This is a genomic window from Aquisalimonas asiatica (assembly GCF_900110585.1).
Lineage (GTDB): Bacteria > Pseudomonadota > Gammaproteobacteria > Nitrococcales > Aquisalimonadaceae > Aquisalimonas > Aquisalimonas asiatica.
In genome coordinates, this window is sequence record NZ_FOEG01000001.1 from 159546 (window position 1) to 171711 (window position 12166).

The window sequence follows — 12166 nt, forward strand, 5'->3', positions numbered from 1 at the left end:
AGGAGTCACCATGACGGTTGATTGGGCGGCATTCACGCCGTGGTCGGCGCTGGCCGGCGGCGTGTTGATCGGGCTGGCCGCGGCGCTGTTCATTCTCCTGAACGGCCGCGTTGCCGGCATCAGCGGCATTGTTGGCGGGCTGCTTGCTCCCCGGCGAGGTGATGTGGGCTGGCGACTGGCGTTCATCGCCGGCATGGTCGTCGCACCTGTGGTCTGGCTCGCCGCCACCAGCCTGCCGGAGATCCGGATCGAGGCCGGTTATCCCATGCTGATCCTGGCGGGGCTCGTGGTGGGCATCAGTACCCGCTACGGCGCGGGCTGCACCAGCGGGCACGGCGTCTGCGGCATCTCGCGGCTATCGCCACGGTCGCTGGTGGCAACCATCGCGTTCATGGCTACCGGCTTCGCGACGGTGTTCGTGATTCGCCACGTGATCGGAGGGTAACGGACATGCGCACACTGTTATCCGCTTTCGCTGTCGGTCTGATCTTCGGTGTCGGTCTGCTGGTGTCCGGCATGGCCAATCCCGAGAAGGTACTGGGCTTCCTGGATCTGGCCGGTGCCTGGGATCCCTCCCTGGCCCTGGTCATGGTGGGCGCCATCGGCACGGCGTTCATTGCCTTCCGCGTGGCAGCCGGGCGCCGCGAGTCGGTGTTCGGTGAGCCCATGCGGCTTCCGGCGAGTAACGCCATCGACAGCCGGTTACTGCTGGGCGCACTGGGGTTCGGCGTCGGCTGGGGGATGGCCGGATTCTGCCCCGGGCCGGCGCTGGTTGCTCTCGGCGCGGGTGAAGCCAAGGCGCTGGCGTTCGTGGCGTCCATGGTTGCCGGCATGGGCGTGTTCGAACTGATCGAGCGGACGCGACGCCAATGACCGGCCTGTTGCCGGGCTGGCTGCGCCGATACCGGCGTGACCTGCTGCCCGGCGACCTGCTCGCAGCCCTGGTGGTGACAATGCTGCTCGTGCCCCAGGGCCTGGCCTATGCCGCACTCGCGGGACTGCCCCCGCAGCTTGGTCTGTATGCCAGCGTGGCACCGCTGCTGGTCTACGCCCTGTTCGGCTCCTCCATGGTGCTGTCCGTCGGGCCGGTGGCGGTGGCATCGCTGATGACCGCCTCGGCGCTGACGCCCCTGGCCGACCCCGGCAGCCCCGAGTACATCGCCGGCGCCGTGCTGCTGGCGTTTCTCTCCGGCCTCATGCTGTTTGCCTTCGGTCTGCTGCGCCTGGGTAATCTGGCGCGGCTGATGAGTCACCCGGTGATCAGCGGCTTCATCGCCGGCGCCGCGCTGCTGATCATTGTCGGGCAACTGCGGCCGCTGCTGGGGGTGGACGCCGAAGGGCAGAGCGCCGTGACCCTGATGGTCGGGGTGGTGCGTTCCCTGCCGCAGCTGGAGCCGCTGACCGCCGCCATCGGTGTCGGCGTGCTGGGCGGGCTGTGGGCTGCCCGCATCTACCTGCCTGGGCTGCTGCGCCACCTGGGCCTGTCTTCCGCTGCCGCGGCCCTCGGCTCCAGGCTTGCGCCAATGGCCGCCGTGATCGCCGTCTCCGCACTGGTGGCAGTGGCCGGCCTGGAGCAGCGGCTGGATGTGGTCGGCACTTTGCCCGCCGGGCTGCCGCAACTGGTGTTGCCGGCGCTGGACCCGGCCCTGATCACGCCGCTGCTGCTGCCCGCCCTGATCATCGGCCTGATCGGGTTCGTCGAGAGCGTCGCCATCGCCCAGGCGTTCGCGCGGCAGCGGGGGCAGCGCATTGATCCGGACGCCGAGTTGCGCGGACTCGGGGCCGCCAACGTCGCCAGCGCACTGTCCGGTGCCTTCCCTGTCACCGGCGGCTTCTCGCGCACCGCCGTCAATGCCGAGGGCGGCGCCCGGACGCCGCTGGCGGGGGTGTTCGCAGCGGTCCTGATCGCGCTGGTGCTGGTCTTTGCCACGGGGCTCTTCCGCGCGCTGCCCATGACCGTGCTCGCGGCGGTGATCATCATTGCCGCGGTGGGTCTGGTGGACGTGGCGGCGCTGCGGCGTGTCTGGCGGCATGACCGCATGGAAGGGCTCGCGTTCGCCGGCACGGCTCTCGGTGTGCTGGTGGTCGGCGTGGAGGCGGGCGTCCTGTTCGGTGTGACACTGTCCCTGGTGACCCTGATCTGGCGAGCCAGTCACCCCCACCTGGCCGTGGTGGGCCGGGTTCCCGGCACCGAGCATTTCCGCAACGTCTGCCGCCATCGGGTCGAGACGGACGCCCGTGTGCTGCTGGTGCGCATCGACGAGAACCTGTTCTTCGGCAACGCCGAGGCGGTGCAGCAGCAGCTTGAGACGCTGGTGGCGCGCGACCCTGCGCCCGATCATCTGGTGCTGGTGATGACGTCCGTCAGCCACGTGGACGCCACTGCCCTGGATATGCTCGAGGCGCTGGATGCGGGCCTGGAGCGGCGGGGCATCCGCCTGCACCTGGCCGAGGTCAAGGGGCCGGTGATGGATGGGTTGCGCGGTGGGCCGCTCATGGCGCGGCTGCGGGGCGAGGTGTTCCTCTCGGTGAATGAGGCATTCGAAACACTGGCCGAACCGGAGCGGAACCAGTAGGTTTGTGGCTGACCATAACAATGACATCGAGGAGCCACCATGAGCAGTACATCCGGCCCGTTCAGTTTCGATACGCTGAGCCTGCACGCCGGCCAGCAACCGGATCCCGCCACGGGGGCGCGAGCGACGCCGATCTACCAGACCACGTCGTTCGTGTTCCAGGACAGTGATCAGGCGGCCTCGCTATTCAACGGCGAGCGCGCCGGCCACGTCTACTCGCGCATATCCAACCCCACCAATGCCGTGCTGGAAGAGCGCGTGGCCGCGCTGGAAGGCGGTGTTGGTGCCATTGCCACGGCCAGCGGCCAGGCCGCGGTCCACCTGGCCGTGGCCACGCTCATGGGAGCGGGTGGGCACATCGTCGCGTCCCACTCCCTGTATGGTGGCACCCACAACCTGCTCAGCTACACGCTGCCGCGCTTCGGCATCGAGACCACGTTCGTGGATCCGCGTGACCCGCAGGCGTTCCGCAACGCCATCCGCCCGGAGACGCGCCTCGTGTTCGGCGAAGTGCTGGGCAACCCCGGGCTGGATATCCTCGACATCGAGGCGGTGGCGCAGGTCGCCCACGATAACGGCCTGCCGCTGCTGATCGACGCCACCTTCACCACACCTTATCTGTGCCGGCCCTTCGACCACGGCGCCGACCTGGTCTATCACTCGGCCACCAAGTTCCTGGGCGGGCACGGCGTCGCCGTGGGTGGCGTGCTGGTGGACAGCGGGCGCTTCGACTGGGACGCCTCCGGCCTGTTCCCGGAGCTGACGGAGCCCTACGCCGGCTTCCACAACATGGATTTCACCGAGGAGTACGGCCCGAGTGCGTTTCTGCTGCGCGCCCGCAAGGAGGGGCTGCGGGATTTCGGGGCGTGCATGAGCCCGACCACCGCCTTCCATCTGCTGCAGGGCCTGGAGACGCTGCCCCTGCGCATGCAGCGCCACGTGGACAACACCCGCAAGCTGGTGGCGTTTCTTGCCGAACACGAGGCGGTGGAGCACGTGGGTTACCCGGAGCAGCCGGACCACCCGGACCACGCGCTGGCGTCGCGGATGCTGCCCAAGGGCTGCGGTGCCGTGTTCAGCTTCACCATCAAGGGCGGCCGTGAGGCGGGGCGGCGGTTCACCGAGAGCCTGAACCTCTTCTCCCATCTGGCCAACGTGGGCGATGCCAAGTCGCTGGTGATCCATCCGGCCAGTACCACCCATCACCGCATGAGCGGTGAGGCGCTGCGGGCGGCCGGGATCTCCGAGGGCATGATCCGCCTGTCGGTGGGGCTGGAGGATCCCGACGACCTGATCAACGATCTCAAGCGCGCCCTGCGTGCCAGTCAGAAGGAGGCGCGCTGATGGAGCTCACGGTCAACGGCAGCAGAACGTATATCTACACCGGCACCCACGCACTGGAGCCCGGCCGGACCACCTGGCTGTTCGTCCACGGTGCGGGCATGGATCACTCCGCCTGGATTCTCCAGAGCCGGTACTTCGCCTTCCACGGCCAGAACGTCATGGCGGTGGATCTGCCCGGCCATGGCCGCTCGGCGGGAGAACCACTCGGCGCCATCGAGGCCCAGGCGGACTGGCTCGCCGCGCTGCTGGATGCTGCCGGCGTGGAGCAGGCCATGGTGGTGGGCCACAGCATGGGCTCGCTGGCGGCCGTGGATTTCGCCGCACGCTATCCCGACCGGGTACAGGGCCTGGCACTGGTGGGAACCGGGTTCCCCATGCCGGTGGCGGAACCCCTGCTGGAGGCGACGCGGGCGAACGACCCCAGGGGGATCGGCATGATCATGAACTGGGGCATTAGTCCCCAGTCGCACCTGGGTGGCAACCAGGCTCCCGGGCTGTGGATTCACGGGCAGGGGGTCCGCCTGCTGGAGCAGGCCGCGCCGGGCGTGCTGTTCACGGACATGAATGCCTGTAACGCCTACGAGGCGGGCGTCGCCCGGGCCGGGGAGATCGCCTGCCCGGTGCATTTCGTGATCGGCGACCGGGACATGATGACCCCGCCAAAGGCGACCGCGGCGCTGGCGGACGCGGTGACCGCGCCCGTCAGCCGCACGGTGCTGCGCGGCTGTGGTCACATGACGCCGCTGGAGCGACCGAACGAGCTGCTGGACGAGCTGGTCGCGTTCGGTGGGCGTGTGGGCTGAGGCGCTACTCGCCGCCCAGCAGGTCGAGCACGCCGCTGACAAACCACTCCCGGTCCCAGGCTTCCCGGGGCCGGGAGAGGCCCAGTCGCACCACCACCAGGTCGGCCGAGGGCACGATCACCACCTCCTGCCCCTGGTAACCGGACGCCGCGTACGTATCCGCGGGCAGCTCCGGCCAGGGGCGTTCGCCGGTGTCCGGGTCGCCGCGGTTCAGCCAGAAATGGGCGCCGTAGCCGCCCTTGTCGGCGTCCGGGGCGGGCTCCCGGGTGAAGGCGACCCAGTCTTCCGGGAGCAGCCGTTCGCCGTTCCACTTGCCGTCCTGCAGGTAGAGCTGGCCGAACCGCGCCCAGTCCCGCGCCGTGGCCAGCATGAACGACGAACCCACGAAGGTGCCCGAGGCGTCCGGCTCAAGCACGGCGCTGTCCATGCCGAGGGGCTGGAACAGCGCCTCCCGCGGGAATCCGGCCCAGGCGGTGTCGTCGTCGATGGCGCCCCGGAGCACGGCCATCAGCAGGTTGGTGGTGCCGCTGGTGTACTCCCATTCCATGCCCGGTTCGGCGTCCAGCCCCTTGCTGCGCACGAACGCGGCCGCGTCCGGTTCGTTGAACAGCATGCGGATGGGGTCGCCCAGCGGGTCGGCGTAGTCTTCCTCGAACGCCAGGCCGGAGGTCATCTGCAACAGGTGGCGGACGGTGATGGACGCGCGGCCGTCGTCGGCGTCGCGCCACTCGGGAAGGGTGTCGTCGAGGCTGATGTACCCGTCCCTGACCAGTATGCCGGTCAGGGCGTTGGTGACGCTCTTCGCCATGGACCAGCCCGGCAGTGGCATGTCGGCGTCGAACCCGGGCGCGTAGCGCTCCGCCACGATCTGCCCCTGGTGAACGATGACCAGGGCGCGTGTGCCGCGTTGCTGATCGCGGAGGGGCTCACTGAACGCAGCCTCCACCATGGGGCCGAGTGCCAGCCGCCGTGGCGCGTTGTGGTCAACGGCGGGAAGCGTGGCCGGTGTATCGCCATCGTCGGTGGCGGTCACCGGCATCGGCGATGGCGCCGTGCCTCCCGCCGCAAGCGTGCATCCAAGACCGTCCCGGTAGTAGGCCTTGCGCGTCAGAGGCCCCAGGGACGCGGTCACGGTGCCGGTCTCGGGGTTGGCATGGGCACTGATCACGGCGGGGAGATCGCCGAGATCCTTGTCCAGCACCTGGAGCGGGTCGCGTCCGGAGACGAACACCCCGGAGCACAGCTGCTTGGCCCCGTAGCCGGTGCCGGCGGCGGCGAAGTCGCGCGCGATGGGCCCCCACCACAGCACGGACAGGGCCAGCAGCCCCAGGAGGAGCAATACCCCCGAGAGCAGCGGTGCGGGGCGGTTCAACGGGTATCTCCGGAGTTCGCATCCTTCACGATGGCGGTGAGCCCCTGGTAGCGGACCACCAGCACGCTGTCACGCTCCCGGAGCTCGCGGCCGTCTTCGTGGTGCGCCTGGAAGAAGTCACCCCGGACGATGACGCCCGCCTTGCCGTGACGGATGGTTACGGCGGTGGGCGTGCCGGCTTCGCCGGCGCCGCCCTCGGTGGCACGCCGGAACAGCCAGATGACGCCCGGCATGGCCACCAGCCCCGCCACCCCTGCTGTAATCAGCTGCCCCATGATGGTGGCCTCGAGCAGGGCCGCCACCATGGCGGCCAGTGCCATCAGGGCCCACGCCAGAAACAGGCCGCTGGCGCCGCCCATGAGTACCAGTTCCAGTGCAAAGAGTCCCAGAGCCAGCAGCAGCCAGATGCCCCATGGTTCTATTTCCAAGCCCGCCTCCCGGCCGTAGTCGTGTTCGGGTTTCTGCAAGACTACATGCTACCGGTGTTCGTCGGAATCGGCAGTTCTTGACCCAGAGCAAGGCGAATCCGCCCCGTCATGGTGGAGAGTGTGCCTGACCAATCGATGGAAGGACGGAAACGTCATGCGCCTTGTGCTTCCCCGACCCGCCCATGTGTTGCGCCCGATGCAGCTGATGCCAGCCGCCGCCCTGGAGATCATCGTTGCATCCCTCAGTACGCGCGTGCTCCGGCAGCAGATCGCTGATGGCGCTCTGGATCTCCTGAGCGGGCGCGCGATCCGTATTGTTATCAGAGACCCCGATGTCAGCCTGCGCCTGACCCTGCGTGACGGTCGGATCGTCCCTGCGCCTGCGGGCCAGGATGCGGCCGCCACGGTGACGGCCTTCGCCGAAGATCTGGTGCTGGTCATGGCGCAGCGGGTGGATCCGGATACGCTGTTCTTTCACCGGCGTCTCGGTGTTCAGGGTGATACCGCCCTCGGGCTGGCGGTGAAGAATGTGCTCGACAGCGTGGATCCCGCCGAACTGCCGACGCCGGTGACCGCGCTCCTGCAGCGGGCGGCCGATCACGTGCCCGGGGACGTCGCCGGGGCGTCAGGATAGGGGAATGGGCTCCATGCCGGCGGCGCCGTACCAGTATCCGCCGCAGTCGTCGCCGTCCCGGGCAAGCGCCGTGGCGTCCTCACCGGCCATGGCCCGAGCCAGTGCATCGACCAGGTCCGGCGTCTCACTGATGTGCGGGCTGAGTCGCAGCAGGTCCGCCCCGGCCGCGGCCAGGCTCTGCCAGGCCGGCAGCAGATTGTGGATGCGGCCGGACTGGGTCTGAATGCCGTTGATGGTCAGGAACCGTTCCCCCTCCCGGGTGTTCACGGCGCGGCCGTCCGGGTCGTCGATACAGCGCAGGCCGCATTGATCCTTGGGCAGATCGTGGTGGCGTGCGGTGAAGCAGCGGGCGGACCAGGCCAGGGGCAGGCGTCCGTGAGCGAACACCTCGGTCTCCGGGCGCCGCGGCCCGGCGGCGTCCAGCAGGGCGCGCAGCGTTGTGCCATCCAGTTCCAGTGGCATCACCCAGCGCGTCATGCCGAGGTCGCGCAGCGTGAGCAGCGCCTGGCTGTTGTAGATGTTCAGAAAGGGCCCGCCCGTGAACGGCAGCCCCTGCTCCCGGAGAACCTGAACCGCCGCCATGTCGTTGGCTTCCACCAGGAACTCGCCGTTCCGACACATGCGGCGCACCATGCCCATCTCCGAGCGGGCCTCGATGAGGGTGAGGGTGGACAGCACCACCTCCTTGCCGGCGGCAGCCAGCTCCCGTCCCAGGGCGATCCAGTCCTCGGGGCGCAGCTCCCGGCGCTTGGCACAGACCGTCTCGCCGAGATAGACGCAGTCCGCGGCGCTCGCGCCGATACGCTCGTAGAACGCCAGGGTGTGTGCCCGTGGCCAGAAGTACTGGCAGGGGCCGATCGCGATACGCGGTTTCGTGGTGCCGGTCATGGTGGGCTTCCTCATTGCCAGGAGCGGCTGTAGGCGCCAAGTGTGGTCTGGCTCCCCTCGGAGAGCGCGGACAGCCGCGCCTGCTCCCCGGGCTCCGGCGTGTAGGCGTCGGGGGCGGCCAGGCAGCGGTCGATGGCCTGGCGCCAGACGGCCACCACCTGCCGGATGTAGCCCGGGCTGCGCTGCCGCCCCTCCAGCTTGATGGCGGTGATCCCGGCACGGTGGAGCGCCGGAAGCAGGTCCAGGGTGTTCAAACTGGTGGGGGGCTCCAGGGTGTGGTCGGTGCGGTCCGCCACGGTGAAGCGCCCCTTGCACAGGGTGGGGTATCCCGCTTTCTCGCCGGCTTTGAAGCGGTCGATGAGCACACCGTTGAGGCGCGAGCTCAGTGTGCCGTCCGCGGTTTCGTCCCAGCGCACGTGGCCGGCGGGGGAGCAGGCACCGGCGGTGTTGGGCGACTCCCCGGTGGCGTAGGAGGAGAGCAGGCAGCGCCCCTCGGCCATGATGCACAGGGAACCGAAGCCGAAGACCTCAAGCTCCACCGGGGCATCGGCGGCGATCTGCTGGACCTGGGCGAGGGAGAGCACCCGTGGCAGGACGGCGCGGCGGATGCCGAAGCACTCGTGATAGAAACGCAGTGCCTCGACGCTGGTCGCCGACCCCTGCACCGACAGGTGCCGTGGCAGGTTGGGGTGGGTTCGCGCGGCGTAATCCAGCAGGCCGATATCGGCCAGGATGATGCCGTCGACCCCCAGGGCGGCCGCCTGATCCACCGCCGAACGCCAGCGCTCCCAGCCACCCGGCTGCGCGTAGGTGTTCACCGCCAGCAGCACCCGTACGCCGCGTTTGTGCGCCTCGCTGATGCCCTGGGCAAGCTGGTCCGGTGAGAAATTGAGCCCCGGAAAGTGGCGCGCGTTGGTGGCGTCACTCAGCCCCGTGTAGATGGTGTCGGCACCGTTGTCGATGGCGGTGCGCAGGGCGGTTGTGTTCCCTGCCGGGCAGACCAGTTCCATAGTGCGCTCCCGTCCGAGGTGACCCCGGGGAGCTTGCCATCCTGGTGGGACGAACCGCCTTGATCCGGATCAAGAGTGCTTGGTCAGCCCGGCATTCTTCTCCATGGCGCTGGCGCCGCCGCCGGTGACCGCCTTGAGGGCGTCGAAGTCGATCAGCGAGATCTCGCGGCCATCGGCGGTAATCCAGCCGTTGTCCACGAAACGCCGAAACAGCCTGCTGGTGGTCTCCGGGGCCAGCCCGAGGTAGTTGCTCAGTTCGTGGCGGGACATGGGCAGGCGGAAGCGGATGGACGACAGCCCGCGCCGGGCGAAACGGTCCGACAGGCTGGTGAGCAGGATCGCCAGGCGCTGTTCGGCGGTACGTCGTGCCAGGGCGTGAAGCATCTCCTGCTCGTTGAAGATCTCCTTGCTCATGATCCGCAGCAACTGCCGGTTGAGGCCGGGGATGTCCGCGGAGAGGGTCTCAAGCTCCTCGAACGGGATCTCGCAGATGCTGGTGGTCTCCAGCGCCGAAGCCGTGGAGGGGTGTTCGCCGAAGCTGATGGCGTCCAGCCCCAGCAGCTCGCCGGGCAGGTGAAAGGCGGTGATCTGCTCTTCGCCGTCCTCGGAGATGGTCATGCTCTTGAGGGCGCCGGTGCGCACCGCGTAGATGGCGCCGAACGGCCGGCCCGAGCGGTAGAGGACGTCACCCCGGGCGAGAGGCTTGCGGCGCTCGACGATGCCGTCGAGGGCGTCCACGTCCTCGGTTTCCAGCGCCACGGGCAGGCACAGGTCACTCAGGCTGCAGGTGCGGCACGCTTCCCGGATCTGGCGAATGTTGGGGCGGTTCATGGTTTGTTCAGCCATCAGGACTCCTCCCACATCCTTGCAGTGTCCTGTTCTTGTCCCGGTCGAAGAATAGGGGGTCTGATCTCGCGTCGTAAACACCAGTGTAACCGTTCTGCATGGTTCCACATACGATTCGGTCTACGAGGTGCCTTGTTTCACGCTGTGGTCACGATAACGCGCGAAGGCCGTCCGGGTCATGTACGACCACTTCCCGGTGTCGCACCTCGAGCACCCCGCGGGCGTTCAGCTCGTGGAGAATGCGTGAGAGCGTCTCCGGGCTCATGGACAGGCGTGATGCGATGACGTGCTTCGGGGCGGGGAGTTGAACGGGGTCGCCGGGTTGCAGGCTGGCGCTGGCCTGGGTCAGCAGATAGCGGGCGACCCGGGGGCGGGACTGTTGCAGCGTCAGCTGGTCGATATCCTCGAGCCGGCTGTGCAGTCGCATGCTCAGATCGGCCAGCAGGGCCATGCAGGCATCGCTGTCGTTCCGGAGCAGCGTGCGGTAGTCGTCGCTGGGGATGCTCAGGACCTCGGCCGGCTCAAGAATCTGGGCGGTGACCGGATAGTTGCGGGCGTCCATGAACATCACCGCTTCGGCGAATGTCTCGCCGGGGCGTACCAGGTGCACGACCTTCTCCAGCCCCTCGGCGCTGTTGCGCGCGAGCTTGATCAGACCCTGCTCCAGCAGGAAGAAGTGGTGTGCCGGGTCGCCCTGGTGGAAGAGAATGTCACCGCTGTCGTGACGCACCCGGCGGACGCGTTTTGCCAGGCCGTCAAGCACCTCGCCGGGGAGGTGCCGGAAGAGGGGAGTGCTGCCCAGTGCCTGGCGAATGCCGTGGTCCGTCATCGTGCCCCCGCGATCTCCTGCAGGATGAAGCGCGCCACGCCGTCCGGGTCGTTCATGGACAGTCTTGGCAGCGTGGTCTCCAGCGGCTGGTCGTCGGCCGTGGCCACGGCGATGATGGCATCGTCATCATGGAACAGCGGCGGCCGGTCCCGTCCCGTCTCGCGCAGCAGCTCGATCTTGGGGAAACGCTCGTTGCGGAATCCTTCCACCAGCAGCAGGTCGACGCTGTCCTGGTCCAGGCGCGCGATCTCCTCCGCAAGCACCGGGTCCCGTTCCTGCTGCCGCTCCCGCATCAGTGCCCAGCGTTGACCGGAGGTGACGAGCACCTGGTCGGCCCCGGCCTTGCGGAGCTGGTAGCTGTCCTTGCCCGGGTGGTCCACGTCGAAGGCGTGGTGGGCGTGCTTGACCAGCGCCAGCCGCAGCCCGGCCTCGCGGAGACGCGGGATGACGGCCTCGAGAAGCGTGGTTTTTCCGGTGCCACTCCAGGCGGCGAAGCCGACAATGGGCCGGCGGCAGGTCTGCGGCCAGAGTGACTGGTAGGGGTAGCGCGGCATGGTTGCGGTGCTGGTCATGGTGCCCTGGTTGCCTCACACTGTACGGGATTTGACGTGGCCGCCGGACAAGGGGGCATTATACCGTTCCCTGCGGACGCGACTGACGAGGACTGGAATCATGGCAAACGAACTCCCCTCAGGTGCCGGTGATGTCGCCGAAGACTACCCGGAAATCTGGGATGCCTACAGCCGGCTCGGGCGCGCATGCGCAGAGGCCGGCCCGCTGGACGAGCGGGATCGTCGTCTGGTGAAACTGGCCATGGCGATTGCCCTCGGCAGCGAGGGGGCGACCCACTCCCACGTCCGGCGCGCCCTGGACGAAGGCTTCACCGGCGATGAAATCCGCCAGGTCGCGCTGCTCGGCGTGCCCACCCTCGGTTTCCCATCGTCCGTCGCCGCCCTGACCTGGGTGGAGGACATCCTCGAAGAGGAGGACGACGAGGACGATGTGGAAGAGGACGTGGACGACGACTGACCGGCGCCTCAGCCGATCAGTGGCAGCACGTCCTTGGTGACCGCCACCAGCATGATGTAGGCGAACACCACGATGGCCGCGATCCAGGCCGTCAGCCTGGTCTGTTTCGTGCGCCCGCGCTTGAGCGCCACCATGCCCAGCGCGATGTAGATCACGAGCCCCACGACCTTGGCCGTCACCCAGTCGTGCACGAACGGGTACTGGGCGATGATCCACACCAGCAGCAGGGCGCTGATCAGCAGCACCGTATCCACCACGTGCGGCACGATGCGCACCCACTTGCGCTGGAGCATGCGTGAGTCCGCCAGCATCCAGATGCCCCGCAGCAGGAACAGCGCAATGCTGATGACTGCGCTGAGCTGATGGATATGCTTGATGAGGAGGTACTGTTCGGCCATTGCGTTGGC

At 68.3% G+C, this 12166-nt stretch carries 15 protein-coding genes; 7 read left to right on the top strand and 8 right to left on the bottom strand.

The genetic code is table 11. The annotated features are described in order from the left end of the window. Positions 1 to 10 precede the first annotated feature (10 nt). From BMZ02_RS00800 to BMZ02_RS00820, 5 genes are read left to right on the top strand one after another with little or no spacing between them, the layout of a single operon-like run. The gene (locus BMZ02_RS00800; protein ID WP_091639087.1) at positions 11 to 445 is read left to right on the top strand and encodes a YeeE/YedE family protein; all 435 of its coding nucleotides are present in this window, start codon (positions 11 to 13) and stop codon (positions 443 to 445) included. A gap of 5 nt (positions 446 to 450) precedes the next feature. Further along, positions 451 to 873, top strand: coding sequence for a DUF6691 family protein (locus BMZ02_RS00805; protein ID WP_091639088.1), 423 nt, complete (start codon positions 451 to 453; stop codon positions 871 to 873). Continuing rightward, entirely contained in the window at positions 870 to 2576 is a 1707-nt protein-coding gene (locus BMZ02_RS00810) for a SulP family inorganic anion transporter (RefSeq protein ID WP_091639090.1), read from the top strand. Before BMZ02_RS00805 ends, BMZ02_RS00810 begins: the two co-directional genes overlap by 4 nt. A 39-nt stretch (positions 2577 to 2615) precedes the next feature. Then, complete coding sequence (locus BMZ02_RS00815) at positions 2616 to 3920, top strand: O-acetylhomoserine aminocarboxypropyltransferase (RefSeq protein ID WP_091639092.1); 1305 nt, start codon at positions 2616 to 2618, stop codon at positions 3918 to 3920. Continuing rightward, positions 3920 to 4723, top strand: coding sequence for an alpha/beta fold hydrolase (locus tag BMZ02_RS00820; RefSeq protein WP_091639093.1), 804 nt, complete (start codon positions 3920 to 3922; stop codon positions 4721 to 4723). Before BMZ02_RS00815 ends, BMZ02_RS00820 begins: the two co-directional genes overlap by 1 nt. Positions 4724 to 4727: 4 nt before the next feature. On the opposite strand, the gene BMZ02_RS00825 is transcribed toward BMZ02_RS00820, so the two are convergent. Further along, entirely contained in the window at positions 4728 to 6095 is a 1368-nt protein-coding gene (locus BMZ02_RS00825) for a serine hydrolase domain-containing protein (RefSeq protein ID WP_091639095.1), read from the bottom strand. Beyond that, positions 6092 to 6523 (bottom strand): hypothetical protein, encoded by a 432-nt coding sequence (locus BMZ02_RS00830; RefSeq protein WP_139209105.1) that lies wholly within the window; start codon positions 6521 to 6523, stop codon positions 6092 to 6094. The genes BMZ02_RS00825 and BMZ02_RS00830 overlap by 4 nt, the downstream gene beginning before the upstream one ends. A gap of 196 nt (positions 6524 to 6719) precedes the next feature. On the opposite strand from BMZ02_RS00830, the gene ubiT reads away from it, so the two are divergent. Beyond that, positions 6720 to 7157 carry a ubiquinone anaerobic biosynthesis accessory factor UbiT gene (ubiT, locus tag BMZ02_RS00835; RefSeq protein ID WP_171909753.1) on the top strand — a complete coding sequence of 146 codons (438 nt, stop codon included), beginning with the start codon at positions 6720 to 6722 and terminating at the stop codon, positions 7155 to 7157. On the opposite strand, the gene BMZ02_RS00840 is transcribed toward ubiT, so the two are convergent. The 5 genes from BMZ02_RS00840 to mobB form a co-directional block, all read right to left on the bottom strand. Continuing rightward, positions 7149 to 8045: a U32 family peptidase gene (locus BMZ02_RS00840; protein ID WP_091639100.1), complete on the bottom strand. Its 897-nt coding sequence runs from the start codon at positions 8043 to 8045 to the stop codon at positions 7149 to 7151. The genes ubiT and BMZ02_RS00840 overlap by 9 nt on opposite strands. Before the next feature lie 11 nt (positions 8046 to 8056). After that, positions 8057 to 9055 carry a ubiquinone anaerobic biosynthesis protein UbiU gene (gene ubiU / locus BMZ02_RS00845; RefSeq protein WP_091639101.1) on the bottom strand — a complete coding sequence of 333 codons (999 nt, stop codon included), beginning with the start codon at positions 9053 to 9055 and terminating at the stop codon, positions 8057 to 8059. A 69-nt stretch (positions 9056 to 9124) separates the two neighbouring features. Then, the gene (gene fnr / locus BMZ02_RS00850; RefSeq protein ID WP_216110636.1) at positions 9125 to 9901 is read right to left on the bottom strand and encodes a fumarate/nitrate reduction transcriptional regulator Fnr; all 777 of its coding nucleotides are present in this window, start codon (positions 9899 to 9901) and stop codon (positions 9125 to 9127) included. Positions 9902 to 10049: 148 nt separating this feature from the next. Continuing rightward, positions 10050 to 10730 carry a Crp/Fnr family transcriptional regulator gene (locus BMZ02_RS00855; RefSeq protein WP_091639103.1) on the bottom strand — a complete coding sequence of 227 codons (681 nt, stop codon included), beginning with the start codon at positions 10728 to 10730 and terminating at the stop codon, positions 10050 to 10052. Beyond that, positions 10727 to 11284, bottom strand: a complete 558-nt coding sequence (mobB, locus tag BMZ02_RS00860; protein ID WP_091640329.1) for a molybdopterin-guanine dinucleotide biosynthesis protein B — start codon at positions 11282 to 11284, stop codon at positions 10727 to 10729. The genes BMZ02_RS00855 and mobB overlap by 4 nt, the downstream gene beginning before the upstream one ends. A 118-nt stretch (positions 11285 to 11402) precedes the next feature. On the opposite strand from mobB, the gene BMZ02_RS00865 reads away from it, so the two are divergent. Continuing rightward, positions 11403 to 11759: a carboxymuconolactone decarboxylase family protein gene (locus tag BMZ02_RS00865; protein ID WP_091639105.1), complete on the top strand. Its 357-nt coding sequence runs from the start codon at positions 11403 to 11405 to the stop codon at positions 11757 to 11759. Between the two features lie 8 nt (positions 11760 to 11767). On the opposite strand, the gene BMZ02_RS00870 is transcribed toward BMZ02_RS00865, so the two are convergent. Beyond that, complete coding sequence (locus BMZ02_RS00870; protein WP_091639106.1) at positions 11768 to 12157, bottom strand: SirB2 family protein; 390 nt, start codon at positions 12155 to 12157, stop codon at positions 11768 to 11770. Positions 12158 to 12166: the final 9 nt, after the last annotated feature.

What these genes read in the sequence shown, in the direction of transcription:
- BMZ02_RS00800 (WP_091639087.1), top strand. Translation starts at nt 11, where the DNA reads ATGACGGTTGATTGGGCGGCATTCACGCCGTGGTCGGCGCTGGCCGGC.
- BMZ02_RS00805 (WP_091639088.1), top strand. Translation starts at nt 451, where the DNA reads ATGCGCACACTGTTATCCGCTTTCGCTGTCGGTCTGATCTTCGGTGTC.
- BMZ02_RS00810 (WP_091639090.1), top strand. Translation starts at nt 870, where the DNA reads ATGACCGGCCTGTTGCCGGGCTGGCTGCGCCGATACCGGCGTGACCTG.
- BMZ02_RS00815 (WP_091639092.1), top strand. Translation starts at nt 2,616, where the DNA reads ATGAGCAGTACATCCGGCCCGTTCAGTTTCGATACGCTGAGCCTGCAC.
- BMZ02_RS00820 (WP_091639093.1), top strand. Translation starts at nt 3,920, where the DNA reads ATGGAGCTCACGGTCAACGGCAGCAGAACGTATATCTACACCGGCACC.
- ubiT (WP_171909753.1), top strand. Translation starts at nt 6,720, where the DNA reads ATGCAGCTGATGCCAGCCGCCGCCCTGGAGATCATCGTTGCATCCCTC.
- BMZ02_RS00840 (WP_091639100.1), bottom strand. Translation starts at nt 8,045, where the DNA reads ATGACCGGCACCACGAAACCGCGTATCGCGATCGGCCCCTGCCAGTAC.
- ubiU (WP_091639101.1), bottom strand. Translation starts at nt 9,055, where the DNA reads ATGGAACTGGTCTGCCCGGCAGGGAACACAACCGCCCTGCGCACCGCC.
- fnr (WP_216110636.1), bottom strand. Translation starts at nt 9,901, where the DNA reads ATGGCTGAACAAACCATGAACCGCCCCAACATTCGCCAGATCCGGGAA.
- BMZ02_RS00855 (WP_091639103.1), bottom strand. Translation starts at nt 10,730, where the DNA reads ATGACGGACCACGGCATTCGCCAGGCACTGGGCAGCACTCCCCTCTTC.
- mobB (WP_091640329.1), bottom strand. Translation starts at nt 11,284, where the DNA reads ATGCCGCGCTACCCCTACCAGTCACTCTGGCCGCAGACCTGCCGCCGG.
- BMZ02_RS00865 (WP_091639105.1), top strand. Translation starts at nt 11,403, where the DNA reads ATGGCAAACGAACTCCCCTCAGGTGCCGGTGATGTCGCCGAAGACTAC.
- BMZ02_RS00870 (WP_091639106.1), bottom strand. Translation starts at nt 12,157, where the DNA reads ATGGCCGAACAGTACCTCCTCATCAAGCATATCCATCAGCTCAGCGCA.